At 69.9% G+C, this 25,888-nt stretch carries 27 protein-coding genes; 17 read left to right on the top strand and 10 right to left on the bottom strand.

Annotated elements, in window-relative coordinates; genetic code table 11:
* Positions 1–46: 46 nt before the first annotated feature.
* On the bottom strand, positions 47–664 hold the full coding sequence (locus O6P37_RS04100; protein ID WP_264013976.1) for a hypothetical protein: 618 nt from the start codon (positions 662–664) through the stop codon (positions 47–49).
* 29 nt (positions 665–693) lie between these two features.
* Here O6P37_RS04100 and O6P37_RS04095 point away from each other — a divergent pair, with 29 nt between their 5' ends.
* Together O6P37_RS04095 and O6P37_RS04090 are read left to right on the top strand one after the other, a co-directional pair.
* The gene (locus O6P37_RS04095) at positions 694–1,587 is read left to right on the top strand and encodes a phosphoribosylaminoimidazolesuccinocarboxamide synthase (RefSeq protein WP_269892839.1); all 894 of its coding nucleotides are present in this window, start codon (positions 694–696) and stop codon (positions 1,585–1,587) included.
* Positions 1,584–3,722: a S9 family peptidase gene (locus tag O6P37_RS04090; protein WP_269892838.1), complete on the top strand. Its 2,139-nt coding sequence runs from the start codon at positions 1,584–1,586 to the stop codon at positions 3,720–3,722. Before O6P37_RS04095 ends, O6P37_RS04090 begins: the two co-directional genes overlap by 4 nt.
* Here the strand turns inward: O6P37_RS04090 and O6P37_RS04085 are convergent.
* Entirely contained in the window at positions 3,651–4,097 is a 447-nt protein-coding gene (locus tag O6P37_RS04085) for a DoxX family protein (RefSeq protein ID WP_269892837.1), read from the bottom strand. The genes O6P37_RS04090 and O6P37_RS04085 overlap by 72 nt on opposite strands.
* A gap of 84 nt (positions 4,098–4,181) precedes the next feature.
* Between O6P37_RS04085 and O6P37_RS04080 the strand changes: the two genes are divergently transcribed.
* From O6P37_RS04080 to O6P37_RS04065, 4 genes are read left to right on the top strand one after another with little or no spacing between them, the layout of a single operon-like run.
* On the top strand, positions 4,182–4,736 hold the full coding sequence (locus tag O6P37_RS04080) for a TetR/AcrR family transcriptional regulator (RefSeq protein ID WP_269892836.1): 555 nt from the start codon (positions 4,182–4,184) through the stop codon (positions 4,734–4,736).
* Between the two features lie 26 nt (positions 4,737–4,762).
* Positions 4,763–5,260 (top strand): glutathione peroxidase, encoded by a 498-nt coding sequence (locus O6P37_RS04075; protein WP_269892835.1) that lies wholly within the window; start codon positions 4,763–4,765, stop codon positions 5,258–5,260.
* Between the two features lie 59 nt (positions 5,261–5,319).
* Positions 5,320–6,024 (top strand): DUF2334 domain-containing protein, encoded by a 705-nt coding sequence (locus tag O6P37_RS04070; RefSeq protein ID WP_269892834.1) that lies wholly within the window; start codon positions 5,320–5,322, stop codon positions 6,022–6,024.
* A 37-nt stretch (positions 6,025–6,061) separates the two neighbouring features.
* The gene (locus O6P37_RS04065) at positions 6,062–7,705 is read left to right on the top strand and encodes an FAD-binding dehydrogenase (RefSeq protein WP_269892833.1); all 1,644 of its coding nucleotides are present in this window, start codon (positions 6,062–6,064) and stop codon (positions 7,703–7,705) included.
* 82 nt (positions 7,706–7,787) lie between these two features.
* Here O6P37_RS04065 and O6P37_RS04060 read toward each other — a convergent pair whose 3' ends face one another.
* Positions 7,788–8,450, bottom strand: a complete 663-nt coding sequence (locus tag O6P37_RS04060) for an MBL fold metallo-hydrolase (protein ID WP_269892832.1) — start codon at positions 8,448–8,450, stop codon at positions 7,788–7,790.
* Positions 8,451–8,496: 46 nt separating this feature from the next.
* Between O6P37_RS04060 and O6P37_RS04055 the strand changes: the two genes are divergently transcribed.
* Genes O6P37_RS04055 through purQ form a run of 3 tightly spaced genes read left to right on the top strand, consistent with a single transcriptional unit; the run spans position 8,497 to position 10,105 of the window.
* The gene (locus tag O6P37_RS04055; RefSeq protein ID WP_269892831.1) at positions 8,497–9,156 is read left to right on the top strand and encodes an ATPase; all 660 of its coding nucleotides are present in this window, start codon (positions 8,497–8,499) and stop codon (positions 9,154–9,156) included.
* Between the two features lie 35 nt (positions 9,157–9,191).
* Positions 9,192–9,431, top strand: coding sequence for a phosphoribosylformylglycinamidine synthase subunit PurS (gene purS / locus O6P37_RS04050; protein WP_264013966.1), 240 nt, complete (start codon positions 9,192–9,194; stop codon positions 9,429–9,431).
* Complete coding sequence (gene purQ, locus O6P37_RS04045) at positions 9,428–10,105, top strand: phosphoribosylformylglycinamidine synthase subunit PurQ (RefSeq protein WP_269892830.1); 678 nt, start codon at positions 9,428–9,430, stop codon at positions 10,103–10,105. The genes purS and purQ overlap by 4 nt, the downstream gene beginning before the upstream one ends.
* A 16-nt stretch (positions 10,106–10,121) precedes the next feature.
* Here purQ and O6P37_RS04040 read toward each other — a convergent pair whose 3' ends face one another.
* Both O6P37_RS04040 and O6P37_RS04035 read right to left on the bottom strand, forming a co-directional pair.
* The gene (locus tag O6P37_RS04040; protein ID WP_269892829.1) at positions 10,122–10,919 is read right to left on the bottom strand and encodes a family 1 encapsulin nanocompartment shell protein; all 798 of its coding nucleotides are present in this window, start codon (positions 10,917–10,919) and stop codon (positions 10,122–10,124) included.
* A complete protein-coding gene (locus O6P37_RS04035; RefSeq protein WP_269892828.1) occupies positions 10,916–11,941 on the bottom strand; it encodes a Dyp-type peroxidase in 1,026 nt (341 codons plus the stop codon). Before O6P37_RS04035 ends, O6P37_RS04040 begins: the two co-directional genes overlap by 4 nt.
* A 51-nt stretch (positions 11,942–11,992) precedes the next feature.
* On the opposite strand from O6P37_RS04035, the gene O6P37_RS04030 reads away from it, so the two are divergent.
* The 6 genes from O6P37_RS04030 (at position 11,993) to O6P37_RS04005 (ending at position 19,548) form a co-directional block, all read left to right on the top strand.
* Entirely contained in the window at positions 11,993–13,255 is a 1,263-nt protein-coding gene (locus O6P37_RS04030) for a M18 family aminopeptidase (protein ID WP_269892827.1), read from the top strand.
* A gap of 50 nt (positions 13,256–13,305) precedes the next feature.
* Positions 13,306–14,349: an amidohydrolase family protein gene (locus O6P37_RS04025; RefSeq protein WP_269892826.1), complete on the top strand. Its 1,044-nt coding sequence runs from the start codon at positions 13,306–13,308 to the stop codon at positions 14,347–14,349.
* 15 nt (positions 14,350–14,364) lie between these two features.
* Positions 14,365–14,712, top strand: coding sequence for a VOC family protein (locus O6P37_RS04020; RefSeq protein ID WP_269892825.1), 348 nt, complete (start codon positions 14,365–14,367; stop codon positions 14,710–14,712).
* Between the two features lie 176 nt (positions 14,713–14,888).
* Positions 14,889–17,162: a phosphoribosylformylglycinamidine synthase subunit PurL gene (purL, locus tag O6P37_RS04015; RefSeq protein ID WP_269893166.1), complete on the top strand. Its 2,274-nt coding sequence runs from the start codon at positions 14,889–14,891 to the stop codon at positions 17,160–17,162.
* Entirely contained in the window at positions 17,159–18,925 is a 1,767-nt protein-coding gene (locus tag O6P37_RS04010; protein ID WP_408633097.1) for an alpha/beta hydrolase, read from the top strand. Before purL ends, O6P37_RS04010 begins: the two co-directional genes overlap by 4 nt.
* Entirely contained in the window at positions 18,925–19,548 is a 624-nt protein-coding gene (locus O6P37_RS04005) for an Rv0804 family intramembrane glutamic endopeptidase (protein WP_269892824.1), read from the top strand. Before O6P37_RS04010 ends, O6P37_RS04005 begins: the two co-directional genes overlap by 1 nt.
* Positions 19,549–19,556: 8 nt before the next feature.
* Here O6P37_RS04005 and O6P37_RS04000 read toward each other — a convergent pair whose 3' ends face one another.
* The 3 genes from O6P37_RS04000 to O6P37_RS03990 all read right to left on the bottom strand — a co-directional run bounded on the left by O6P37_RS04000 (position 19,557) and on the right by O6P37_RS03990 (position 22,214).
* Positions 19,557–20,441, bottom strand: coding sequence for an LLM class flavin-dependent oxidoreductase (locus tag O6P37_RS04000; RefSeq protein ID WP_269892823.1), 885 nt, complete (start codon positions 20,439–20,441; stop codon positions 19,557–19,559).
* Positions 20,442–20,542: 101 nt separating this feature from the next.
* Entirely contained in the window at positions 20,543–20,959 is a 417-nt protein-coding gene (locus O6P37_RS03995) for a PPOX class F420-dependent oxidoreductase (protein ID WP_269892822.1), read from the bottom strand.
* A 49-nt stretch (positions 20,960–21,008) separates the two neighbouring features.
* On the bottom strand, positions 21,009–22,214 hold the full coding sequence (locus tag O6P37_RS03990; protein ID WP_269892821.1) for an MCE family protein: 1,206 nt from the start codon (positions 22,212–22,214) through the stop codon (positions 21,009–21,011).
* 16 nt (positions 22,215–22,230) lie between these two features.
* Here O6P37_RS03990 and O6P37_RS03985 point away from each other — a divergent pair, with 16 nt between their 5' ends.
* The gene (locus O6P37_RS03985; protein ID WP_269892820.1) at positions 22,231–22,623 is read left to right on the top strand and encodes a sterol carrier family protein; all 393 of its coding nucleotides are present in this window, start codon (positions 22,231–22,233) and stop codon (positions 22,621–22,623) included.
* Between the two features lie 130 nt (positions 22,624–22,753).
* On the top strand, positions 22,754–24,331 hold the full coding sequence (gene purF, locus O6P37_RS03980; RefSeq protein ID WP_408633095.1) for an amidophosphoribosyltransferase: 1,578 nt from the start codon (positions 22,754–22,756) through the stop codon (positions 24,329–24,331).
* Positions 24,332–24,334: 3 nt separating this feature from the next.
* On the opposite strand, the gene O6P37_RS03975 is transcribed toward purF, so the two are convergent.
* Both O6P37_RS03975 and O6P37_RS03970 read right to left on the bottom strand, forming a co-directional pair.
* Complete coding sequence (locus tag O6P37_RS03975) at positions 24,335–25,315, bottom strand: NAD(P)H-binding protein (protein ID WP_264013951.1); 981 nt, start codon at positions 25,313–25,315, stop codon at positions 24,335–24,337.
* Between the two features lie 73 nt (positions 25,316–25,388).
* Positions 25,389–25,835, bottom strand: coding sequence for a cupin domain-containing protein (locus O6P37_RS03970; protein WP_269892818.1), 447 nt, complete (start codon positions 25,833–25,835; stop codon positions 25,389–25,391).
* Positions 25,836–25,888: the final 53 nt, after the last annotated feature.

The raw sequence follows: 25,888 nt of genomic DNA, 5'->3' as shown, positions 1-25,888 counted from the left end.
GTTTCGATCGCTGAGCGAACGTCAGCGCGCCGAAATCACTGGGGATCTAGAGGTGGGCGCGGATGCCTGCGGCGCGCAGTTCCAGGGCCGCCAGCCCGCGGATCGCGACGGCGTCCTGGCTGCGCCACGCGCCGACGGGATCGTCGTCGACGCTGACGAGCTTGGCCAGCGGCCGGTTGGCCAGCGCCCGCAGCGCCAGCAGTTGCTCACCGGCCGGCGTCCTGGCCAGCGTGACGGCCGTCCATTTGCGGCGGAAGAACCGCAGGCGCAGGAACAGCCACGGCATCGCGACGGCCAGGATCGGCGGCGACGCGACCGCCAGCGCCAGTACCCACGCCAGCCACGACGCGGTGTCGTCCAGGCTCTGGCCGGCGCCTGCGATGTCGAGAGCCGCCTCGCTGGCCGCCCGCAGCGGCTTGGCCAGGGCATCGCCGACGAGCGGGAAGTCGTCGGCGTTGTCACCCGCGGAGTTGAGATTGTCCGCGACGCCGTTGGCGCCGGTGTTCACCTGGCGGCCGACTTCGGCGATGGTGCTCACCGCCGCGTGCACCGCCATGCCCACCAGGACCCACACCACGGTCCAGGCGGCGATGGCGATGTCGCTGATCAGCTGCCACAGCAGGCGGACGGGCGTGGTGGCGTACGGCAGGTAGCGAGAGCTCATGCCCCGATCCCAGCAGATAGTCTGGCCGGATGCGCCCTGCTCTGACCGACTACCGCCATCTGGCCAGCGGCAAGGTCCGGGAGCTCTACCGCATCGATGATGACCACCTGTTGTTCGTGGCCACCGATCGCATCTCCGCCTACGACCACGTGCTCGACAGCGACATCCCCGACAAGGGCCGCATCCTGACGGCGATGAGCGTGTTCTTCTTCGACCTGCTCGACGCGCCGAACCACCTCGCGGGCCCGCCCGACGACGAGCGGATACCCGACGAGGTGCTCGGCCGCGCGCTGGTGGTGCACGAACTCGAGATGCTGCCGGTGGAATGCGTGGCCCGCGGGTACCTGACCGGGTCGGGCCTCGTCGACTACCGCAGGACCGGCGCAGTCTGCGGCATCGCACTGCCGGACGGGCTGACCGAGGCCAGCAGGTTCGCCGAGCCGCTCTACACCCCGGCGAGCAAAGCCGAACTGGGCCAGCACGACGAGAACATCACGTTCGACGACACCGTCGGACTCGTCGGCGCCGAACGCGCGGAACAGTTGCGCGACCACACCCTGCGGACGTACGCCAGGGGCGCCGAGCACGCATTGACGAAGGGCATCATCATCGCTGACACCAAATTCGAGTTCGGCGTCGACAGGCAGGGCACCCTGGTGCTCGCCGACGAGGTCTTCACACCGGACTCCTCGCGATACTGGCGCGCCGACGATCACCGCGAGGGCGAGGTGCAGTCCAGCTTCGACAAGCAGTTCGTCCGCAACTGGCTGACCGCGCCGGAGTCCGGCTGGGACCGGGCAGGCGACGCGCCGCCGCCGCCGCTTCCGCCCGACGTCGTCGCGGCCACCCGCGCCCGTTACCTCGAAGCCTACGAACGCATCTCGGGCCTGCAGTTCGACGCGTGGATCGGTCCCGGCGCGTGAATCCACCGCAGGCCAAGCGCGTCGAACACCGCCGCGAATTCCACGGCGACGTCTTTCTCGACCACTACGAGTGGCTGCGCGACAAGGACGACGCCGAGGTGATCGAGCACCTCGAGGCCGAGAACGCCTACACCGATCACATGACGGCCGACCTGGCGCCGTTGCGGCAGAGGATCTTCGACGAGATCAAGGCGCGCACCAAGGAGACCGACTTGTCGGTGCCCACCCGCCGCGGTGACTGGTGGTATTACGGGCGCAGCTTCGAGGGCAAGCAGTACGGGGTGCACTGCCGTTGCCCGATCGGTGACCCCGACGACTGGACACCCCCGGTTCTCGACGAGAACACCGAGATCCCCGGCGAGCAGGTGCTTCTCGACGAGAACGCCGAAGCCGAGGGGCACGACTACTTCGCCCTCGGCGCCGCGACGATCAGCCTGGACGGCAATGTGCTGGCCTACTCCGTCGACACCGTCGGCGACGAGCGGTACACGTTGCGGTTCCGGGACTTACGCACCGGCGAGCAGTACGACGACACCGTCGTCGGCATCGGGGCGGGTGCCACCTGGGCGGCGGACAACCGCACCGTCTACTACACGACGGTGGACGACGCGTGGCGTCCGGACACGGTGTGGCGTCATCGCCTCGGCGCCGGGCTGCCCGACGAGCGCGTGTATCACGAAGCGGATGAGAAGTACTGGCTCGGAGTCGGGCGCACCCGCAGCGACCGGTACCTGATGATCGCGGCAGGCAGCGCCGTCACCTCAGAGGTGCGCTACGCCGACGCTGCGGACCCGGAGGCCGAATTCGTCGTCGTGTGGCCGCGCCGCGACTCGGTGGAGTACTCCGTCGAGCACGCCGTGGTGGGCGGCGACGACCGCTTCCTGATCCTGCACAACGACGGCGCCGAGAACTTCGAGCTGATCGAGGCGCCCGTCACCGACCCGGCCGCGGTGCGCACGCTGATCCCGCACCGCGAGGACGTCCGCCTCGACGGGGTGGACGCCTTCGCGCGTCACCTCGTGGTCAGTTACCGCAGTGAGGCGCTGCCCCGCATCGAGCTGTGGCCGCTGACCGCCGACGGCGGATACGGGCGCGCCGAGGAGATCACCTTCGACACCGAGCTGACTTCGGCGGGGCTGAGCGCCAACCCGAACTGGGACGCTCCCAGGCTCCGGGTGGCGGCGACGTCGTTCGTCACCTCGGTGCGGGTGTACGACATCGACCTGCCCACCGGTGAGCGCGTCCTGCTGCGCGAGCAACCCGTGCTGGGCGACTACCGGCCCGAAGACTACGTCGAGCGGCGGGACTGGGCGACCGCACCCGACGGCGCTAGGGTGCCCATCTCCATCGTGCACCGGGCGGGTCTGCAGTTTCCGGCCCCGACGCTGCTGTATGGCTACGGCGCGTACGAGTCCTGCGAGGATCCGCGCTTCTCCATCGCACGGCTGTCGCTGCTGGACCGGGGAATGGTGTTCGCGGTGGCGCACGTCCGTGGCGGCGGCGAGCTGGGCCGGTCGTGGTACGAGCACGGCAAGCTGCTGGAGAAGGGCAACACGTTCACCGATTTCATCGCGGTGGCACGGCATCTGATCGCCACCGACGTCACGCGGCCGGAGAACCTGGTGGGCCTCGGCGGCAGCGCGGGCGGTCTGCTGATCGGCGCGGTGGCCAACCTCGCGCCGGAGTTGTTCGCCGGGTTCCTGGCGCAGGTGCCGTTCGTCGACGCGCTGACCACCATCCTGGATCCGGCCCTGCCGCTCACGGTGACCGAGTGGGACGAGTGGGGCAACCCGATCGAAGACGAGAACATCTACTTCTACATGAAGTCGTACACGCCGTACGAGAACGTCGTGGCCAGGGACTACCCGCCGATCCTGGCGATGACGTCGCTGAACGACACCAGGGTGCTCTACGTCGAGCCCGCGAAATGGGTTGCCGCGCTTCGGTACACCAAGACCGATGCCAACCCGGTGCTGTTGAAGACCGAGATGAGCGCCGGCCACGGTGGGATCAGCGGACGCTACGAGCGGTGGAAGGAGGCGGCGTTCCAGTACGCGTGGGTGCTAGCCACCGCCGACCGCGACCACTACGGCAGCGGCGAGGTAGACAACTTCTTCAGCGGTCCGAACGTCTAGCCGCGACGTCATCGACCTCGGCGGGTTCGGCATCCTTGCCGCTCGGACGTTGGCGGGGAACGTCGCCAGCATCAGCACGAACAGGCACACCGCCGCGGCGACCCTCGTCGGCGGGAACAGCAGCCCCGCCGCGCCGATCAGCTCCAGCACGCCGGTGATCGTCACGAGCACGCCGGGTGCCGGCAGCCGCGGCGGCACGATGGCGATCATGTCCCGGCGCATGCCGGGGACGAAGTGCGCCACCCCGGTCATCGTGAACATCAACGCCAGTCCGACGGCGACGGCCCGGGGCCAGGTGTCGAGGTAGTCGACGCCGAGCCAGCCGGCCGTCCGCGCTGCCAGACTGCCCAGCACCAGCGCCATCAGCACCGCCATCGCGAACCCCCTTCGAACTTGTCAGTGTCAAGATGAGGGTAGCGGTTAACTAGTCAGTGTCAAGATGTGGGCTAGACTGGCCCGATGGGCAAGCGCACCTACCACCACGGTGACCTCAAGGCGGTGATCCTCGGCCACGCCGCGGACCTGGTCGCCGAGCGCGGCGCCGACGCGGTGTCGCTGCGCGAACTGGCCCGCGAGGCGGGGGTGTCGCACGCGGCGCCTGCGCATCACTTCACCGACCGGCGTGGACTGTTCACCGCCCTGGCGACGGAGGGGTTCCGGCTGCTCACCTCGGCGCTCGAGCAGGCCAGGCCGGACTTCGTCAACGCGGCGCTGGCCTACGTCGGCTTCGCGCTGAGCCATCCCGGTCACTACGCGGTGATGTTCGACAAGTCGCTGTTCGACGCGGCCGACGCCGATCTCGCCGGTGCCCAGGCCGCCGCGGGCGCCGAGCTGGCCCGCGGCGTCGGCACCCTCACCGACGACCGTGCCGAGGCCGACCCCGAAGCCGCCGCGCTCGCCGCGTGGTCGCTGGTGCACGGCTTCTCGCTGCTCTGGCTCAACCAGGCCGTCGACACCGACGCCGATCCGATCGCCACCGCCCGCCGTACCGCCACGATGCTGTTCGGTCGCTGACGCAGGGCCTGCGGTAGCGTGCGGACATGGCTGACACGTCGCTGTCCGACATCCCGCTGACCACCCTCGACGGCACCCCCACCAACCTCGCCGAGATCACCGACGGCGCGGTGCTCGTGGTGAACGTCGCCTCGAAATGTGGTCTGACGCCGCAGTACAGCGCCCTGGAGCGGCTCGCCCAGGAGTACGGCAGGCGCGGCCTGACCGTGATCGGTGTGCCCTGCAACCAGTTCATGGGCCAGGAGCCCGGCAGTGCCGAGGAGATCCAGACCTTCTGCTCGCAGAACTACGGCGTGACGTTCCCGCTGCTGGCCAAGACCGACGTCAACGGGCCGGACCGGCATCCGCTCTACGCCGAGCTCACCAAGACCCCCGACGCCGGCGGCGAGGCCGGTGACATCCAGTGGAACTTCGAGAAGTTCCTCATCGCACCCGACGGCTCGGTGGTCAACCGGTTCCGTCCGCGCACCGAGCCGGACGCACCGGAGGTCATCACCGCCATCGAAGCGGTCTTGCCGCGATAGACAACTCCTGCCCACGTGTCGGCAACCGTCACGACACCTGGCGTTGCCACACTGCACATGTGGCTGGACAACTGATCGTCTCGATCGCCCATATCAGCGAACGCACGCTGCCCCACGTCGCCTCGTTCTGCGCCGAGCTCGACGCGCGCAACGTGCCGTCGTCGTTCCTGGTCGCCCCCCGCCTCAAGGGCGGCTACCGGCTGGACCGCGACGAGCGGACGGTGAGCTGGCTGACAGAACGCCGCGCCGACGGCGCCGCCATCGTGCTGCACGGTTTCGACGAGGCCGCGACCAAGCAGCGCCGCAGCGAGTTCGCCACCCTGCCCGCACACGAGGCCAACCTGCGGTTGATGGGCGCCGACCGGGTGCTCGAACACCTCGGTCTGCGCACCCGGCTGTTCGCCGCCCCGGGCTGGACCGTCTCGCAGGGCACCGTGACCGCGTTGCCCCGCAACGGCTTCCGTCTGATGGCCGGCCTCACCGGGATCACCGATCTGGTGCGGCAGACGACCGTGCGCGCCCGCGTCGTCGGCATCGGCGCCGGCTTCCTCACCGAACCGTGGTGGTGCCGCACGCTGGTGCTCACCGCCGACCGCACCGCCCGCCGCGGTGGCATGGTCCGGCTCGCGGTGTCGGCCAAACAGCTGCACCGTCCCGGTCCGCGGCAGGCCGTGCTGGACGCCGTCGACCTCGCGCTGATGCACCGGTGCGCACCGGCGGTCTACAGCTGGGCGCCGCCCGTGGCGCTCACCGACGCCGCCTGAGGTCCGCGCACGGCGGGCAGGGCTAACGTAGCGTCCTGTGGACGCTGACGTCATCGTCGTAGGAGCCGGCCTGGCCGGTCTGGTCGCGGCCTGTGAGCTCGTCGAGCGGGGCCGGCGCGTACTGATCGTCGACCAGGAGAACGCCGCCAACGTCGGTGGTCAGGCGTACTGGTCGTTCGGTGGGCTGTTCTTCGTCGACAGTCCCGAACAGCGCAGGCTCGGCATCCGCGACAGCCACGAACTCGCACTGCAGGACTGGCTGGGCTCGGCCGGCTTCGACCGGCCCGAGGACCACTGGCCGCGGCAGTGGGCGCACGCCTACGTCGACTTCGCGGCGGGGGAGAAGCGCAGCTGGTTGCGGGCCCGCGGACTGCAGACCTTCCCGCTCGTCGGGTGGGCCGAGCGGGGCGGCTACGGCGCCACCGGGCACGGCAACTCCGTGCCGCGCTTCCACGTCACGTGGGGCACCGGCCCGGCGATCGTCGAGGTGTTCGAGCGGCGGCTGCGTGCGGCCCCGGGCGCGGTGCGGTTCGCACACCGGCACCGCGTCGACGAGTTGATCGTCGAGGGCGGGGCCGTCACCGGCGTGCGGGGCGCCGTCCTCGAACCGTCGACCGCGGTGCGGGGAGCACCGTCGTCACGGAACACCGTCGGCGAGTTCGAGTTTCGCGCGTCGGCGGTGATCGTCTCCAGCGGCGGCATCGGCGGCAACCACGACCTGGTGCGGAAGAACTGGCCGCCCAGGATGGGCCGGGTGCCCGAACAGTTGATCAGCGGTGTGCCCGCCCACGTCGACGGGCGGATGATCGGCATCACCGAGGCCGCCGGAGCGCGGGTGATCAACGCCGACCGCATGTGGCACTACACCGAGGGCATCACCAACTACGACCCGATCTGGCCGCTGCACGGCATCCGGATCCTGCCCGGCCCGTCGTCACTGTGGCTGGACGCCAACGGGAAACGGCTGCCCGTGCCGTTGTACCCGGGCTTCGACACCCTCGGCACACTGGAACACATCTGCACCACCGGGCAGGACTACACCTGGTTCATCCTCAACGCGCGGATCATCGAGAAGGAGTTCGCGCTGTCGGGGCAGGAGCAGAACCCCGACCTCACGGGCCGAAGCGTGCGGCAGGTGCTGGCCAGGGTGCGACCGGGCGCACCGGCCCCGGTGCAGGCCTTCGTCGATCGGGGCGTCGACTTCGTCAGCGCGAACTCGTTGCGGGAGTTGGTCGCCGCGATGAACGGCGTGCCCGCCGTGGTGCCGCTCGACTACGACGCCGTGGCCGCTGAGGTGACCGCCCGCGACCGCGAGGTGGCGAACCGGTTCACCAAGGACAGCCAGATCACCGCGATCCGCGGAGCCCGCGCGTATCTCGGCGACCGGTTCAGCCGGGTGGTCGCCCCGCACCGCCTCACCGACCCGAAGGCCGGGCCGCTGATCGCGGTGAAGTTGCACATCCTGACCCGGAAGTCGCTGGGCGGGTTGGAGACCGACCTCGACTCTCGCGTGCTCACCGCCGACGGGTCCGCGTATCCGGGGCTGTACGCGGCCGGCGAAGCGGCCGGCTTCGGCGGCGGCGGCGTGCACGGCTACCGCTCGCTGGAGGGCACCTTCCTGGGCGGCTGCATCTTCTCCGGCCGGGCCGCCGGCCGCGGCGCCGCCCGCGACATCGCCTGAGGCCCGGCTTCGTCCCGCGAGCAGACGCAAAATCGCATCGCCCGAGGCGTGACAGTGCGAATCTGTGTCTGCTCGCCAGCGATCAGAACGCGGTGCCGTTCTCCGGTTCGAGCACACGGAAATCGGTGTCGGTCATCTCCGAGAGCCTGCCGTAGTAGATACCGCGCGCACTCGGGTCGATGATCGCCTGGTGGATGGGCACCGCCTGGGCCGGCGCGACCGCCCGCAGGTAGTCGACCGCCTCGGAGATCTTCATCCACGGTGCCGCCGCCGGGGTGGCCAGTACCTCGACCGGCTCACCGGGCACGAACAGCGCGTCACCCGGATGCATGAGCCGGGCCGGGTGATCGTCGTCGCCCAGCAGGTAGGAGATGTTGTCGATCACCGGGATCTCCGGATGGATCACGGCGTGCTTGCCGCCGACACCGCGTACCTGCAGGTGGCCGATGCTGAACTCGTCGCCGACGTGCACGGCCCGCCACGGCTCGCCGAGCTGCGCGGCGGTCTGCGGGTCGGCGAACAGGGCGGCCTGCGGGTTGGCCTCCAGCAGGGCAGGCAGCCGCTCGGTGTCGGCGTGGTCGGGGTGCTGGTGGGTGATCAGGATCGCCGACAGGCCGGTGATGCCCTCGAAGCCGTGGGAGAACGTGCCGGGGTCGAACAGCACCGTCGTCTCGGCCGCGGATTCACCGGATCCGGCGGAAAAGCTGGCGAGAAGGCAGGAATGGCCGAAATGCGTTAGTTGCATGCCTATATTGTGGCGCTCGGGCGGGGCGTGAGCGCGGGGGTTCTGGATGCGAATTCTGCTGGCGGCGGTGCTGGCCGGCTGCGGGTTGGCGTTCGCGCCCGCTCCTGTGGGCGCCGCCCCGCTGGACTGCCCGCCGTTCTGCGACCGGATTCCGCAGTCCGCCTGGATCGCCCCGAGCTCGATCCCGCTGCACGACGCCTACCGCTGGCCCGAACTCGGCGCCGTCGCCACCCCCGTGACCGCGCCACTGTTCCGGTTCGAGGAGGCGTGCGCCTCGCCACCGGTCGACGACGCACGCGCCTACGCCGTGGCGTCCCGCGCCGTCGTGACCTCGCCCGACGGGCTGTGGCACCTGCAGGCGCAGGTGATGCACTGGCGCGGGGAGGCATGGCGGGCCGGTGAGACGGCGACCGAGGTCTACGACGCGGGTGTCGCCGCGCTGCGCCGGTGCCAGCTGACCGCCCCGCACGCCTCGCCGTCGCTCACCACCGCCGAACCGGAGCGCAAAGCCGCGGTGATCAGCGACGCAGCCGGACCGACGCTGCACGAGTACCTGCTGGTCGACCCGCGCAGCGGCACGATCAGCGAGCTGGCGCTGTGGTCGACGGGCCGGCAGGCCCGCCCGTGGCCGGCCGTCGCGGACGCCGATGTCCTCGACGCGATGGCCGCCCCGCTGTGCGTCGCCTACATCGACTCGTGCCGGTAGGGCGGCCGCGCCACCGACGCCGGTACAGTTGTCCCGTGGCAAGGGTGGTGGTGCATGTGATGCCCAAGGCGGAGATCCTCGATCCGCAGGGCCAGGCGATCGTCGGTGCGCTCGGTCGACTCGGCATCGCCGGAGTGTCAGATGTCAGGCAGGGCAAGCGGTTCGAGCTCGAGGTCGACGACAGCGTGACCGACGAGACGATCGCCGAGATCGCCGAATCCCTGCTGGCGAACACGGTGATCGAGGATTGGTCGGTCAGCAGGGAGCAGGCATGACGGCACGTGTGGGGGTCATCACATTCCCCGGCACCCTCGACGACATCGACGCCGCCCGCGCGGTGCGGCTCTCCGGCGCCGAGGCGGTCAGCCTGTGGCATGCCGACGCCGACCTCAAGGGGGTCGACGCGGTCGTGGTGCCCGGCGGCTTCTCCTACGGCGACTACCTGCGGGCGGGCGCGATCGCGAAGTTCGCCCCGGTGATGGGCGAGGTGGTCCGCGAGGCCCGCGAGGGGCTGCCGGTGCTCGGCATCTGCAACGGCTTCCAGGTGCTGTGCGAGGCGGGTCTGCTGCCCGGTGCGCTCACCCGCAACGCCGGACTGCACTTCGTGTGCCGCGACATCTGGCTGGAGGTCGCCTCGACGTCCTCGGCGTGGTCCACCCGCTTCGAACCGGGCGCCGACGTCCTGGTCCCGCTCAAGTCGGGGGAGGGCCGCTATGTCGCCGACGAGAAGACCCTCGACGAACTCGAGGGCGAGGGCCGGGTGGTGTTCCGCTACCGCGACAATCCCAACGGCTCGATGCGCGACATCGCCGGCGTCAGCTCGGCCGACGGCCGCGTCGTCGGCCTGATGCCGCACCCCGAGCACGCCACCGAGGCGTTGACCGGACCGTCCGACGACGGCCTCGGGCTGTTCTACTCGGCGCTGGACGCGGTGCTCGCGTCGGCCTGAGCGCCTCGCGACCGGCTCAGGCCGTCAGGGCGACCGACGCCTCGGCGGTGTAGCAGAGGAACGTCAGCGTCTCCTGCAGGTACAGCTGCACGGTGTCGGCGTCGTGCGACAGGTATCCGATCGATACGTCGGTGCCGAGCTGCAGATCGAAATCCCCGCCGCGAGTGGACAACACGAATGCCCCGTCGATGGCCGGCGCCCAGATGATGTCGCCGTCGACGAGCCGGTTGAGGTGCTCGCGGATCGGATAGCCGTTCACCGTCGTCTCGCTCACCTGCGTGTACACGTCGGCTGACAGCAGCACGCTGTACGGGCCGTCGACGCCGGCCAGCCTCAGTTCCGACAGCGACTGGGTGATGACGTCGGGGATCTCCCGCGGATCGGCGGGGAGTTTGAGGTTCGGGCAGGAACTCGAGCCGCGGATGCCCTCGATCGACGCGGCGGGATAGCCCTCGAAGATCGCGCGGTCCTCGACGAACGCCAGCTTCTTCGCGGCGTCCTTGACCGGATCCCAGTCGGAGTCCTGCGAACCGCGTTCGACATCGTCGATCGCGCTGCGCGACACCGTGAACGGGACCCGCAGCCGCACCAGCGGCCTGCTGTCGCGCAGATGGGCGAACACGCCGTCACCCGGTGACGTCACGTCGACCAGATGGCCGGTGCTGATCGCCGCGGTGACCGGGCCACCCGGCTCGCTCACGTCGACGACGCGACGACCGGCGATGTGGCGCTTGAACGTTCGGGTCGCCTCCTGTTCGATCTGCTCCCATGCCCCGTCGGTGACCGGCGCCAGCTCGCGGTAGAGGTTGTTCATCGGGACTGTCCTTTCAGGCTGCCGATCGACAGGGAACCGGCATAGGCGGGTGATGGCGCGGGAGACGCGGCCGGGACGGCGGCCGCGCCGGGCAACGGCGGTGGGTCGTCGAGGAAGTCGATCGTCGGGGAGAAGAACATGCCGCCCGTCACGGCGGCGGAGAAGTCGAGGATGCGGTCGGTGTTCCCGGGCGGATCGCCGATGAACATGTTGCGCAGCATCCGCTCGGTCACCGCGGCGGTCCGCGAGTAGCCGATGAAGTAGGTGCCGAACTCGGAACGGCCGATCTCGCCGAAAGGCATGTTGTGCCGCAGGATCTTGAGCTCGTTGCCCGCGTCGTCGGTGATCACGTTGAGCGCGATGTGGGCGTTCGCAGGCTTCGCGTCGTCGCCCAGTTCGATGTCGTCGAGCTTGGTGCGGCCGATCACCCGCTCCTGCTCGCCGACCGGCAACGCATTCCACGACCCCATGTCGTGCAGGTACTTCTGCACGTGCACATAGCAGCCGCCGGCGAAATCGGGGTCCTCGTCCCCGATCTGCGTCGCGCTGCGCGCCAGCGGGCCGTCCGGGTTCTCCGTGCCGTCGACGAAGCCCATCAGGTCCCGGTTGTCGAAGAACTTGAAGCCGTGCACCTCGTCGACGACGGTGACGGCGCCGGCCATCGCCTCGACCAGCTTGGTGGCCAGTTCGAAGCACACGTCCATCGATTCCGCGCGGATGTGGAACAGCAGATCGCCCGGCGTCGCGGGGGCGTCGTGCCGCGGACCGTGCAGCGCGACGAAGGGGTGCAGCTCGGCGGGCCGGGGTCCGGAGAACAACCGGTCCCACGCGTCGGACCCGATCGAGGCCACCACCGACAGCCGCTTGCTGGGATCGCGAAAACCGATGGAACGCACCAGCCCCGAGATGTCGGCAAGCCCGTCGTGCACCGTTTCCTCGCCGCCGTCGTCGACGGTGAGGACCAGGAATACGGCCGCCGGAGTCAGCGGCGCCAGCACCGGTTGTGGCAGCGGATCGGGCACAACGTGGACCCTAGCGTCAAGATCAGTGAAATCGCCCGTCAAACTTGAAAGATGGCAGCTAGCCCCCAGCACCTCTGTGAGTTCATCGACGCCTCGCCGTCGCCGTTCCACGTCTGCGTCACCGTCGCCGAACGGTTGCGGACCGAAGGCTTCACCGAACTGGCCGAGTCCGACGCCTGGCCGGCCGATCCGGGTGACTACTTCACGGTGCGTGCCGGGTCACTGGTCGCGTGGCGGGCGGGTGAGGACCCCGGTGCGCCGTTCCGGATCGTCGGCGGCCACACCGACAGCCCCAACCTGCGGGTCAAGCAGCATCCGGACCGCTTCGTGGCGGGCTGGCAGGTGGTGGCGCTGCAGCCCTACGGCGGTGCCTGGCTGAACTCGTGGCTGGACCGCGACCTCGGCGTGAGTGGCAGGCTCTCGGTCCGCAGCGGCGGGAGCATGCAGGACGTGCTGGTGCGCGTCGACGAGCCGATTTTGCGGGTGCCGCAGCTGGCGATCCACCTGTCCGACGACCGCAAGGGCGTCACCCTCGATCCGCAGCGACACCTGAACGCGGTGTGGGGCGTGGGGAGCGGAACCCGGTCGTTCCTCGAGTACGTCGCCGACCGTGCGGGCGTGGCGGCCGGCGACGTGCTCGCCGCGGACCTGATGACCCACGACCTCGCGGATTCGCGGCTCGTGGGCGCGAGCGAGGAACTGGTCAGTGCGCCCCGGCTGGACAACCAGGGCACCTGCTACGCCGGGCTGGAAGCCTTGCTCGCCACCACCGCGGCCGGCCGCGCCGTGCCGGTGCTCGCGCTGTTCGACCATGAGGAAGTGGGGTCCACGTCGGATCACGGCGCGCAGTCCGACCTGCTGCCGACCGTGCTGGAACGGATCACGCTGGCGGCCGGCGGCGCGCGCGAAGACCTGCTGCGTCGGCTGTCGGGATCGATGGTGGCCTCCGGCGACATGGCGCACGCCACCCATCCGAACTACCCCGAGCGCCACGAACCCCTGCATCTGATCGAGGTGAACGCCGGACCCGTGCTCAAGGTCCAGCCGAATCTGCGCTACGCCACCGACAGCCGGACCGCCGCGGCATTCCAGCTCGCGTGCGATCAGGCCGGCGTCCCGCTGCAGCGCTACGAGCACCGCGCCGACCTGCCGTGCGGGTCGACCATCGGCCCGATGACCTCGGCGCGCACCGGCATCCCGACCGTCGACGTCGGTGCGGCCCAGCTCGCGATGCACTCGGCGCGCGAGCTGATGGGCGCGCACGACGTCGCGGCGTATTCGGCGGCGCTGCAGGCGTTCCTGGCGCCTGCCTGATTTCCGCGGATTCGCCTGCCGATGCGGCGTCGGCACGCGACAGTGAACCCGTGACCGCACGAGACGTGGTGGACGCGCACATCCACCAGTGGGACCCGTTCACCACCCCGCGCAAGGTGTCGACGGTCGCGAAGGTGGTGCGCCGCGCGCCGCTGGTGATGCCGGCGCTGGTGAGGGTGTTCCCGCGCAGCAATCGCGAATTCGTCGGCGATGCGCGGTACCTGTTCGACCGGTACCTGCCCGGGGACTACCGGAACGACGCGGCGGCCGCCGGCGTGCGCACCGTCGTCCACGTCCAGGCGGGCTGGGAGTCGAAGGAACCGCTCGGCGCGGTCGACGAGACGCGGTGGATCGCGGCACTGCCGTTCGGCCGCGACGGCGCACCTTCCCTCGGCGCGATCGTGGTGCACGCCGACCCCGGTGAGTCCGGTGTCGCCGGAGTGCTCGACGCCCACCTCGAGGCGAGCCCGCTGGTGCGGGGCGTGCGCTGCCTGGCCGCCCACCACGACGAACCCGGCGTGATGGACTGGACGCCCGCGGCGCACCTGCTCGCCGAGCCGGCGTTCCTCCGTGGTTTCGCGGCGGTGGCCGAGCGCGGCCTCACCTTCGACATCTGGGTCTACAGCCACCAGCTCCCCGACGCGGCGACGCTCGCCCGCGAGTACCCGCAGACCACCTTCGTGCTCGACCACTTCGCCACGCCGGTGGGTGCGCTCGGCCCGCGCGGCCGGCACACCGGCGTCTCCGGAGCCGAGCGCAGCGACATCCTGGCCCGCTGGCGTGACGACATCGCCGCACTCGCCGCGCTGCCAAACGTCGTCGCCAAGTTCGGCGGCCTCGGCATGCCGGTGCTGGGCGCCGGAGCTGTGCCGCGCGAGCAATTGCGTGACCTCGCCGCACCGCTGATCGCCCACCTGTATTCGGTGTTCGGGCCGCAGCGCTCGTTCTGGGCGTCGAACTATCCGATCGACAAGCCCAATGTGTCGTTGCCGGACAGCATCTGGATGCTGCGCGAGGTGCTGGGCGACGGGTTCGACGAGGACGCCATGCTCCGCGACAACGCCCGGCGTGTCTATCGGTTGTCGGTGGCCTGACCTAGGGTCGGGTCCATGGCACTCAGAGTGGAGACGCTGACCTTCGACTGTGACGACCCCGACGGGTTGGCCGCCTGGTGGGCAGAGGCCTTGGGCGGTGACGTCAACGCCGTCGTGCCAGGCGAATTCGTGCTCGTCGCGCAGGAGCGCGGCCCGCAACTGGGCTTCCAGCGGGTGCCCGACCCGACGCCGGGAAAGAACCGGCTACACGCAGACTTCGCGGCCGCTGACGTGGAGGCGGAGGTGGCCCGGTTGGTGGCCCTCGGTGCTGAGGAGACGGGTCGCCACAGCTTCGGCGAGGAATTCCGCTGGGTGGTGCTCGCCGACCCCGCGGGCAACGCGTTCTGCGTCGCGGAGGGATGAGCGTTCACCGGCGGTGAAGTGATCGCGCCGTGCTGCTGTCACTGATCGCCGTCTCCGTGGTGCTCGCCGGCTGGTCGCTGCCGGCCCGGCGGCCCGCGCGCACACGGAGCGGTGATCGGGAGCACAGTGCCCCGGGCCACTAGACTGTCCCCGTGACGCAGGAGGTCGGACCCACACTGGACACCGTCGAGCGGGCGGCAGCCAGCCCCGACCAACCCCAGCCCCACCGCGAACTGGGCCTCAAGGACGACGAGTACCAGCGGATCCGCGAGATCCTCGGGCGCAGGCCCACCGACGCCGAGCTGGCGATGTACTCGGTGATGTGGAGTGAGCACTGCTCCTACAAGTCCTCGAAGGTGCATCTGCGCTACTTCGGCGAGACGACCACCGACGAGATGCGCGCCGGGATGCTGGCCGGTATCGGCGAGAACGCCGGCGTGGTCGACATCGGCGACGGCTGGGCGGTCACGTTCAAGGTCGAGTCGCACAACCACCCCTCCTACGTGGAGCCCTACCAGGGGGCGGCCACCGGCGTCGGCGGCATCGTGCGCGACATCATGGCGATGGGCGCCCGCCCGGTCGCGGTGATGGACCAGCTGCGCTTCGGCGCGGCCGACGCCCCCGACACCCGCCGGGTGCTCGACGGTGTGGTGCGTGGCATCGGCGGCTACGGCAATTCGCTCGGCCTGCCGAACATCGGCGGCGAAACGGTCTTCGACGCCTCTTACGCAGGCAACCCGTTGGTCAACGCCCTGTGCGTCGGCGCGATGCGCACCGAGGATCTGCATCTGGCCTTCGCGTCGGGCACCGGCAACAAGATCATCCTGTTCGGCGCGCGCACCGGCCTCGACGGCATCGGCGGGGTGTCGGTGCTGGCGTCGGAGACGTTCGGCGGCGACGAGGGATCGGGGCCAGGACGCAAGAAGCTGCCCAGCGTGCAGGTCGGCGACCCCTTCATGGAGAAGGTGCTCATCGAGTGCTGCCTCGAGTTGTACGCCGCCGGTCTGGTGGTCGGTATCCAGGATCTCGGCGGCGCCGGACTGTCCTGCGCCACATCCGAACTCGCATCGGCCGGCGACGGTGGCATGCGCATCGAGCTGGACCGCGTGCCCCTGCGTGCGAAGAACATGACACCGGCGGAGGTGCTGTCCAGCGAGTCACAGGAACGCATGTGCGCGGTGGTCACTCCCGACAACGTCGACGCGTTCATGGCGGTGTGCCGCAAGTGGGAGGTGCTGGCCACGGTCATCGGCGAGGTCAGTGACGGCGACCGGCTGGAGATCACCTGGCACGGTGAGACCGTCGTCGACGTCCCGCCGCGCACCGTGGCGCACGAGGGTCCGGTCTACCAGCGCCCACTGGCCCGGCCCGACAGCCAGGACGCGCTGACGGCCGACACCACAGCCGGGCTGCCCCGGCCACAGACCGGTGACGAACTGCGCTCCACCCTGCTGGCCATGGTGGGCAGCCCGCACCTGTGCAGCCGGGCGTACATCACCGAGCAGTACGACCGCTACGTGCGCGGCAACACCGTGCTCGCCGAACACGCCGACGGCGGTGTGCTGCGCATCGACGAGGCCACCGGCCGCGGCGTCGCGGTCTCCACCGACGCGAGCGGCCGCTACACCGCGCTCGACCCCTATGCGGGGGCGCAACTGGCGCTCGCCGAGGCCTACCGCAACGTCGCCGTAACCGGCGCGACCCCCGTCGCCGTGACCAATTGCCTGAACTTCGGCTCGCCGGAGGACCCCGGCGTGATGTGGCAGTTCTCCGAAGCGGTCCGCGGGCTCGCCGACGGGTGTGCCGCACTGGGCATCCCGGTCACCGGCGGCAATGTCAGCTTCTACAACCAGACCGGCAGCACCCCGATCCTGCCCACCCCCGTGGTGGGCGTGCTCGGCGTGATCGACGACGTCAAGCGCCGCATCCCCACCGGCCTCGGCACCGAGCCCGGAGAGACGCTGATCCTCCTCGGCGACACCCGCGACGAGTTCGACGGCTCCATCTGGGCGCAGGTCACCGCGGGCCACCTCGGCGGCACGCCACCGCAGGTGGACCTCGACCGGGAGAAGCTGCTCGCCGAGGTGCTGACCGCCGCATCGCGCGACGGCCTGATCTCCGCGGCCCACGACCTGTCCGAGGGCGGACTGATCCAGGCCGTGGTCGAGGCGGCACTGGCGGGCGAAACCGGTTGCCGTGTAATCCTTCCCGACGATGCCGATCCGTTCGTCAGGCTCTTCTCCGAGTCGTCGGGCAGGGTGCTGGTCGCCGTGCCGCGCACCGAGGAGAGCCGGTTCCGGTCGATGTGCGAGGCCCGCGGCCTACCCGCCACCCGCATCGGCGTGGTGGACGACGGCAGCGACGCCGTCGAGGTGCAGGACCAATTCAGTGTGTCCCTCGCGGATCTGCGCAGCACGTCGGAGGGCGTGCTCCCCGGATTGTTCGGGTGAGTGCGCCGACCGACGACCGTACCGGCGAGCGACTCGCCGAGGGGGAACAACGCCGAACGCGCCACCCGCTGCTGATCTGGGCCTGGAGCCTGGTCCGCCTCGACTTCGTCGGGATCGGGTTCGGTGCGCTGTTCTTCTGCCTGTCGCTGACGCCGTCACTGTTGCCGCGGGACTGGCTGTTCCAGGGACTGATCGGCGGCATCAACGGCGCCATCGGCTACGGGATCGGTGTGTTCACCGCGACGATGTTGCACCGCTTCGTGTTCCGTCATTCCCGGCGCTGGCCGCCGCCGCAGCGCGTGCTGTACTGGGCCAAGGGGCTGACGGTGGCACTGGCGATCGCCGCCAGCGTGGCGATGCTCGTTCCCGCCGCGGCGTGGCAGCGGCAGGTGTCGGCCGTGACCGGTGTGGAAGGTCCGACCACGCTGGGACATTCGCGCACGCTGATCATCGCCGTGCTCGTCGGCGCCGCCTGCGTCGCGGTCACCCGGGTGTTGCTCGACGCGGTGAAAGTGCTTGCCCGGACCTTCATCAGGCGCTGGCATCTACATCAGGAGGTGGCGCTGTTCATCGGCACCGCCATCGTCGTGGTGCTGGTCATCACGCTGATCAACGGCGTGCTGCTGCGCGGCTTCCTGGCCGGTGCGAACCGGGTGTTCCAGCCACAGAACACCACCACCCGCGACGGCATCGTGGCGCCGACCCAACCGCAGCGCTCGGGCAGCCCGGAATCCTTCGCGTCGTGGGATTCGCTTGGCTTCCAGGGCCGCAACTTCGTCGCCTCCGGGCCGAACGCCGACGAGCTCGAAGCCGTCAACGGGCGCCCGGCGCTGGAGCCGATCAGGGTGTACGCCGGGCTGCAGTCGGCCGACACCGACGAGCAGCGGGTCGCGTTGCTGCTGTCCGAACTCGAGCGCACCGGCGCCTTCGACCGGCAACTGCTGGTGATCGTCCCGACCACCGGCACCGGGTGGATCAACCCGGTGGCCGCGCGGTCGCTGGAGCTGATGTACAACGGCGACACGGCGATGGTCGGGATGCAGTACTCCTACCTGCCGAGCTGGATCTCGTTCCTGGGTGACCGGCAGAAGTCGATCGACACCGGCCGGCTGATGATCGACGCGATCCACGAGCGCTGGGAGCGGCGCCCCGCGGACCGGCGACCCGAATTGGTGCTCTACGGCGAGAGTCTCGGATCGATGGGCGGCCAGGGCGCGTTCGCGTGGCTGCCCGACATCGCCAGGATGGGCTTCTCGTCGGTGCTCTGGGTGGGCCCGCCCAACGCCAGCCCGCTGTGGCGCGCCATCATCGAGCGGCGCGATCCCGGCACGCCGGAGGTCGCCCCGCGCTACGACAACGGGCGCACCGTCCGGTTCTCCGAGGCGACCGGTCCGCAGGAGATCGCGCAGGACACCGCCGACCCGTGGGAGGGCACCCGGGTGCTGTTCCTGCAACACCCGTCGGATCCGATCGTGTGGTGGTCACCGGATCTGCTGTTCTCCCGGCCGGACTGGCTGAGGGAGGCGCCGGGTCGTGACCGCACCGCGTCGATGCGCTGGTACCCGATCGTCACGTTCTGGCAGGTCGGCGCCGACATGACGAACGCGTCGGGGGTGCCGGGCGGGCACGGCCACAATTACGGTGACTCGGTGCTCGACGGATGGGCTGCCGTCGCGCCGCCCGACGGCTGGACCTCCGAGGACACCGCACGCATCCGGCTGGCCCTGGAGAAGTCCGCCGCGGCCGACGGGCCCGAATACTAGTGTCGCGGCGCGGTTTCCGGGCGGTGGCGCTCGCCGTCACACTCGTCACCCTCAAGGATTTGGTGAGCCCGCGGCTACCGGCGCGCTGGCATCCGCTGGTGCAGGCCGCCTTCGGCACCGCGCTGGTGCGGTTGACGCGCGCACCACTCGGCCTGCGGCCGCCCGAGCTCCGGACCGGATTGCGTCATGGCTCGGCCGTGGTCGCCGTTGTGGCGGCGGCCGTCGGGACGGCCACCGCCCTGCCCGCTGTGCGCTCGGCGATGGCGGGCCAGAAGGTGCCCGACCGCCCGGTGCGCTGGCTGCTGCTGCGCATCCCGCTCGGCACGGTGTGGGCCGAGGAGACCGCGTTTCGCGCCGCGCTCGGCACGCTCGCCGCGGAGGCGTTCGGGCCGGACGGCGGACGACTGCTGCAGTCCGCGGCGTTCGGGCTGTCACACATCGCCGACGCGCGGGCAGCCGGTCAGCCGGTGGCGGCCGTGGTCGTGGCGACCGGGCTGGCCGGCTGGGTGTTCGGCCTGCTCGCCGAGCGCTCGGGCAGTATCGCCGCGCCGATGCTGGCGCACTTCGCGGTCAACGAGGCGGGCGCCGTCGCCGCGCTGGTGATCCTGCGGCGAACCGCGTGAGGGGGCACTCATCCGCGCAGAGCGGGAATGGTGTGCGTGGCCAGTTTCTCGAACTCGGCCAGCCGATCGCCCGGCGGAAGGTCGATGACGAACTCCGTCATGCCGATCGCGCCGAACCGCTCGACCAGTTCTTCCAAAGTGACCGGCCGAGACCAGATGTCGAACGGGCCGAAGGCGGTGTAGGACCGGCGCAGCGACTCCGGTGGGCGGCCGGCCGCGGCGCACAGCTCGTCGAGGCGCCGGTTCTGGCGGGCCGTCACCGCCACGATCTCGTCGGCGTCGTCGACGAAAGGTCCGATCGTGTTCCAGACGTCGGCGCGCTCGGCGGTGACCCGCAGCACGGTCGGGGACTGACCGCCGGTGATGAGCGTGGGACGCGGCCGTTGCACGGATCCGGGCGCGGTCGGCACGTCGCGCACCCACAACGACTCGCCGTCGTGGGTGAACCGCTCACCGGTCCCGCGGAGTATGCCGTCGAGGATCGCGACATAGTCGGCGAAGCGGCCCGCACGCTCGCGAGGTGACCACGGCTCCTCGCCGACGGCATGGTGGTCCCAGTCGAACAGTCCGGCCCCGATCCCGAGATCCAACCGTCCACCCGACAGGTGGTCGACCGTGAGCGCCTGGCGGGCCAGTGTCGCGGCGGGACGCAGGATCTGGTTGCTGACCAAGGTACCGATGCGGATTTTCTCGGTGGCCTGTGCCGCCAGTGGCAGTACGCTCCACCCGTCGAACCAGGCACCGTCGCGGTCACGCAGGTCGGAGCTGTGATCGGGCACCAGTACCTGATCGAAACCGAGCTCCTCCAACCAACGGAACTGCCGCGGCTGGTCGAGCAGCGTGGCGTCGGGGTACAGCAGCACGCCGAAACTGAGGTTGGACATGAGTGCCATGGCTCCTGAACAGACTGCGGCGATGGGCTTTTCAGGCTAGGCGCTCAGAATTCCGCCGCAAGTAGGCACTTTTCGGTGCGTTACGCACCGCGAGGTAAGAATCAGACGTCGCGGATGTCGGCGACGAGGTCGTGCGGCGCGGTCTCGGTGTCGTCGATGCCGAAGCTGATGATGCGGCGGGGATGCACGCGGATGATCGCGGGGTCGAGCCCGTCGTCGGAGCCGGCCGGCCCAGCCTGCGCCTGCTCGGCGGTGCCGCGGATCTCCAGGCAGCGCACCCGCCACGGGTCGCGGGAGTAGATGTCGTCGACCACGAACGCCACGCCGGGGTGGTGGGCGATGTTGCGGAACTTCTGGCTGCGCGACATCCGGTAGCCGGCGATGTCGATGGTGCCGAGCTCTTCGTTGTAGGTGAACCCCACCGGACTGTTCTGCGGCGTGCCGTCGGACTGAACGGTGGCGAGCCGACCCAGGTCGGCGTCACGCAGGAATGCGATCTCGTGCGGTTTGAACGTCATGCCCGCCAACGTAGAACCTCAACGGAACTTGATGTCAACACACCGTCAGTCAGGGATTGATGGTGAGCTCGCCGAACTGGCGGCCCCACACGTAGTCGATCGCAAAGGGCCGGCCGATCTCGAGGTGGTTGTACGGGGCGATGCTGTATCCGGTGTCCATCACCAGGTAGGGCATCGGCCAGAGCTCGCGGGTCACCTTCTGCCAGCAGCCCGGCCGGCCACCCGGGCCGCCGCGGGCGTTCACCCGCGGCAGGTTGTCGGGATAGATGTACGGGTTGCCCGCACCCGTGGGGGCACCCGCCGACCGCAGCGAGAACCCGTTGTCGCCGCCGAGGGTGCGCTGGATCTCCGGAGCGACGTCGTGATAGTTGCGGATCGTGCAGAAGATCATGCCGCGGTAGTCGTCGAGCAGCTTGGCCGTCGGCCGCAGATCCTCGGCCACCCGCACGAAGTACGGGCCGGCCCGCTCGAAGGTGTCGCCGCCGGTGTTCGCGAACCCGATCGAGGCGAGCAGGGCGGCGTCGACGTCGGCACGCCGGTCGTTCAGCGCACGTGCGGTCACCACGGCGCCGTCGAGACCGTCCCACAGGTCCTGCGAGGCGTCGGCGTAGACGTCGGCGAGGTCGGCCAGGTTCGTGACGTCTTCGCGTAGCCGCGGCATCCGGGGGTTGAGGTCGTCGAGGATGGCGTTGCCGTCGGTCAGGGAGCCGCCGAACCGGTCGCCGAGCCCGGTCAGCGCCTGCGCCGTGGTGCTCAGCGTCTGATTCAGTTTGATCGGGTCGACCTGTTCGGCCAGCGCGGTGACCGTCTCGAACACCGTGTTGAACTCGGTGGTCACCGACGAGGCCACCACCACGGCACCGTCCGAAAGGCGTTGCGCGGCAGGATCGGCCGGTGAGCTGAAGGCGATGTACTTGTTGCCGAACACCGTGCTCGCGTTGATGTCGGTCACCACGTTGGCCGGGATGAGCCCCAGGTAGCGGGGATCGACGTCAAGCGACAGCCGCGCCTGCTGAGAATCGTCGGTGGCCACGGTGCCGATACCGGTGACCCTGCCGATCTCCACCCCGTTGAACGTCACCTTCGACCCCGGATCGACCACCAGCCCCGCGCGGGACGACACCACCGTCAGCTCGGCCCTCGGTGTGAACGCGCCACGGAACTGCAGTGAGAACAGCACGCCGACGACGACCATCAGTGCGATCAACGCCGCACCCGCCGTTTTGTACGGCGGGTGGTGGTGAAGATCAATCACTTTGCGACCCTAAGATATGGCCACCCGTCGTAGTCCCGATCCGGCAAAGACCCGCGCCGCCGTCGTGGCGGTCGCCGACTGGCTGCGCGACGCCGCCCGGCCGGAACCGTCGCGCACCGAGGTCGCCGAGGCGGTGCGCCTCACCGCCCGCACCCTCGCCGCTTCGGCGCCAGGCGCCAGCGTGGAAGTGCGCGTCCCGCCCTTCGTTGCGGTGCAGTGCATCTCCGGCCCCCGTCACACCCGGGGCAACCCACCCAACGTCGTCGAGACCGACGGGCGGACTTGGCTGCGGCTGGCGACGGGGCTCACGACCGTCGACGCCGCGGCGAGCGCACACGACATCACGCTGTCGGGTTCGCGGGCCGGGGAGATCGCGCAGTGGCTTCCGGTGGTCACGCTCGAGGGTTAGCTTCGCCACAGCTCGGCGGCGTTGTGTGGACCGCGACCCGGGAATGACCTGCAGCTGCGACGGTGTTGTACCTCCGAGATTCACCGGCGACACTGCCGCCGCGATTCCTCGAACACCCGCCTGTGACCGTATGCTCGGTCATGTCACCCACCGCCCCCACGGAGCAGCCCCTAACGTGACCGGCCAGACAGACCTCGAGCCCGAAGAGGGCCCCAAGGAAGAGTGCGGCGTTTTCGGTGTCTGGGCACCGGGCGAAGACGTCGCGAAACTCACCTATTACGGCCTCTACGCCCTGCAGCACCGCGGCCAGGAGGCGGCGGGCATCGCCGTCGCGGACGGTTCGCAGGTGCTGGTCTTCAAAGATCTCGGCCTGGTCAGTCAGGTGTTCGACGAACAGACCCTGGCCGCCATGGACGGCCACGTCGCGATCGGCCACTGCCGCTACTCCACCACCGGGTCGACCACGTGGGAGAACGCCCAGCCGGTGTTCCGCAACACCGCGGCGGGCACCGGTGTCGCGCTCGGCCACAACGGCAACCTCGTCAACACCACCGAACTCGCCGCCCGCGCCCGCGACGCCGGGCTGATCAACCCCCGCACACCCGGCGCCGCCACCACGGACTCCGACATCCTGGGCGCGCTGCTGGCCCACGGCGCGGCCGACTCCACGCTCGAGCAGGCCGCGCTGGCACTGCTGCCCACCGTCCGCGGCGCGTTCTGCGTGACGTTCATGGACGAGAACACCCTCTACGCCGCCCGCGACCCCTACGGCGTACGCCCGCTGTCGCTGGGCCGGCTGGACCGCGGGTGGGTGGTGGCGTCCGAGACCGCCGCGCTCGACATCGTCGGCGCATCGTTCGTCCGCGACATCGAGCCGGGCGAACTGCTGGCCATCGACGCAGACGGGGTGCGCTCCACCCGGTTCGCCAACCCGACACCGAAGGGCTGCGTCTTCGAGTACGTCTACCTCGCCCGGCCGGACAGCGTCATCGGCGGCCGGTCCGTGCACGGCACCCGCGTCGAGATCGGCCGCCGGCTGGCCGCGGAGAAGCCCGTCGAGGCCGACCTGGTGATCGGTGTCCCCGAATCGGGGACGCCCGCCGCCGTCGGCTACGCGCAGGGCTCCGGCATCCCCTACGGCCAGGGCCTGATGAAGAACGCCTACGTGGGCCGCACCTTCATCCAGCCGTCGCAGACGATTCGGCAGCTGGGCATCAGGCTCAAGCTCAACCCGCTCAAGGAAGTGATCCGCGGCAAGCGGCTGATCGTCGTCGACGACTCCATCGTGCGGGGCAACACGCAGCGCGCACTGATCCGGATGCTGCGCGAGGCGGGTGCGCTCGAGGTGCACGTGCGGATCGCCTCACCGCCGGTGAAGTGGCCCTGCTTCTACGGCATCGACTTCGCCACCCCGGCGGAGCTCATCGCCAATGCCGTCGAGGACGAGGACGAGACACTCGAAGCCGTCCGGCGGGCGATCGGCGCCGACAGCCTCGGCTACATCTCCCAGCACGCCATGATCGCGGCGACCGAACAGCCCGCATCGCGGCTGTGCTCGGCGTGTTTCGACGGCAACTACCCGATCGAGCTGCCGGGTGAGACCGCCCTGGGCAAGAACGTCATCGAGCACATGCTGGCCACGGCCGCACGCAACGGGCTGCCGCTGTCGATCGAGAATGACAACGCCTCAGCCGTTCGTCGCCCCTGAGTTCTACTGCGGCGCTGTCGGACTGAACTTCACCAGGTGGCGCCGCCCGCCGGTTGACGCGGTGCCGTCCTGCTGCAGCGCCTCGGTCACCGATTCGCGGTAGGACATCGAACCGCCCGGTGGCGGCGGGATGACGGCGTCGATGTCGTGCTCCGCCATCACCGCGTCGTGCGCCAGCGATTCGACCAGCGGCCGGGCCAGACCCGACGGGATCGGGGTCACCAGACCCACCCACCAACTCGCGATGGACGGCGTCAAGAACGGCATCACGACGATGAACCGCTTCCGGAGACCCGCGACGTTCGCATAGACCTGCATCGCGTCGCCGTACTCCAGGACATCGGGTCCGCCGACATCCCAAGTCCGTGATTCCGGGATCTCGGCGGTGGCGGACTCGGTCAGGTAGTACAGAACGTCGTCGATCGAGATGGGCTGGATCTTGTTGTGCACCCACTTGGGGGTGGTCATGGCAGGCAGGCGGTCGGTGAGGTGGCGGATCATCTCGAACGACGCGGAACCCGAGCCGACGACGATGCCCGCCTGCAGCACCACGGTCTCGATGCCGGAGGCGATGAGGATGTCCCCGACCTCGGTACGTGACGCCAGGTGACGCGACAACTCGACGTTCTTGGGATGCAGGCCACTCAGGTAGACGATCCGCGTGACACCGGCCTTCTTCGCCGCGGCCACCACGTTGGACGCCGAGCGCTTCTCGTCGGCGACGAAGTCCTTCGACGAGCCCATCGAGTGCACCAGGTAGTAGACGACGTCCATGCCCTCGAACGCGGCCACCAGGGAGTCGGGATCGGTGAGGTCGCCGCGCACCACCTCGACGCGGTCGCGCCACGGCGCGTCGTCCAGCTTCTCCGGAGTCCGGGCCATGGCGCGGACCTGGCGGCCCTCGTCGAGCAGTCGGGGCACCAGGCGGCTACCGATGTAACCGGTGGCGCCGGTCACCAGGCAGCGGATCTGTTCAGCAGGCACCCGCGGTCTCCATCTCTCGTCGACGTCTCCAGGTATTCGAAGCCGGTACGCCGCCGGATGACCGTTTCAGGGGTCAGGCAAACCCGCAACCCGGATCCGGTGCGTCCTCCGACAGCGGCGCCCCGGCCGGGTTGATGTAGAGGATCTCCAGCACCAGGGGCGTCGGCCCGACGTTGCGGCCGATGTGCACGTATCCCTGACCGCCCTTCTCGGCGATGTCCTGGCCCGCCACATAGAGGCCGTCCATCGTGCAGTCGACCCGGTTGTGCATCAGGATGCCCTCCTTGACCGTGCCGAAGAGCTGGCCGGGATGGGAGTGCCAGCCGGTGCTGCCGCCAGGGGCGATGGTGATCCTGCGGAAGATGTAATCGGTCCCGGTCGGGGCGGCGCCGTCGGTCATCTCCCAGGTCACGACGCCGTCAGTGTCCCGCGGCGGGGTTGCCGCGGCCGGTGCTGCCAGGGCCGACGCGGTGAGCACCGACACCGCCGCGGCGAGCGCCGAACGGCGAAAGTTGTCCATGCCGGGTCACGGTGTCACACCCCGGGCCCCCCGTAGCGGAAACGCGCAGGCAG

Origin of the sequence: Mycobacterium hippophais (genome assembly GCF_027529605.1) — a bacterium.
Lineage (GTDB): Bacteria > Actinomycetota > Actinomycetes > Mycobacteriales > Mycobacteriaceae > Mycobacterium > Mycobacterium arseniciresistens.
This window is presented reverse-complemented; position numbering and strand designations above follow the sequence as displayed.

What these genes read in the sequence shown, in the direction of transcription:
- O6P37_RS04100 (WP_264013976.1), bottom strand. Translation starts at nt 664, where the DNA reads ATGAGCTCTCGCTACCTGCCGTACGCCACCACGCCCGTCCGCCTGCTG.
- O6P37_RS04020 (WP_269892825.1), top strand. Translation starts at nt 14,365, where the DNA reads ATGGCACTCAGAGTGGAGACGCTGACCTTCGACTGTGACGACCCCGAC.
- O6P37_RS04080 (WP_269892836.1), top strand. Translation starts at nt 4,182, where the DNA reads ATGGGCAAGCGCACCTACCACCACGGTGACCTCAAGGCGGTGATCCTC.
- O6P37_RS03995 (WP_269892822.1), bottom strand. Translation starts at nt 20,959, where the DNA reads ATGACGTTCAAACCGCACGAGATCGCATTCCTGCGTGACGCCGACCTG.
- O6P37_RS04085 (WP_269892837.1), bottom strand. Translation starts at nt 4,097, where the DNA reads ATGGCGGTGCTGATGGCGCTGGTGCTGGGCAGTCTGGCAGCGCGGACG.
- O6P37_RS04095 (WP_269892839.1), top strand. Translation starts at nt 694, where the DNA reads ATGCGCCCTGCTCTGACCGACTACCGCCATCTGGCCAGCGGCAAGGTC.
- O6P37_RS04030 (WP_269892827.1), top strand. Translation starts at nt 11,993, where the DNA reads ATGGCAGCTAGCCCCCAGCACCTCTGTGAGTTCATCGACGCCTCGCCG.
- O6P37_RS03970 (WP_269892818.1), bottom strand. Translation starts at nt 25,835, where the DNA reads ATGGACAACTTTCGCCGTTCGGCGCTCGCCGCGGCGGTGTCGGTGCTC.
- purF (WP_408633095.1), top strand. Translation starts at nt 22,754, where the DNA reads ATGCTCGGTCATGTCACCCACCGCCCCCACGGAGCAGCCCCTAACGTG.
- O6P37_RS04075 (WP_269892835.1), top strand. Translation starts at nt 4,763, where the DNA reads ATGGCTGACACGTCGCTGTCCGACATCCCGCTGACCACCCTCGACGGC.
- purQ (WP_269892830.1), top strand. Translation starts at nt 9,428, where the DNA reads ATGACGGCACGTGTGGGGGTCATCACATTCCCCGGCACCCTCGACGAC.
- O6P37_RS04060 (WP_269892832.1), bottom strand. Translation starts at nt 8,450, where the DNA reads ATGCAACTAACGCATTTCGGCCATTCCTGCCTTCTCGCCAGCTTTTCC.
- O6P37_RS03985 (WP_269892820.1), top strand. Translation starts at nt 22,231, where the DNA reads ATGGCCACCCGTCGTAGTCCCGATCCGGCAAAGACCCGCGCCGCCGTC.
- O6P37_RS04000 (WP_269892823.1), bottom strand. Translation starts at nt 20,441, where the DNA reads ATGGCACTCATGTCCAACCTCAGTTTCGGCGTGCTGCTGTACCCCGAC.
- O6P37_RS04040 (WP_269892829.1), bottom strand. Translation starts at nt 10,919, where the DNA reads ATGAACAACCTCTACCGCGAGCTGGCGCCGGTCACCGACGGGGCATGG.
- O6P37_RS04055 (WP_269892831.1), top strand. Translation starts at nt 8,497, where the DNA reads ATGCGAATTCTGCTGGCGGCGGTGCTGGCCGGCTGCGGGTTGGCGTTC.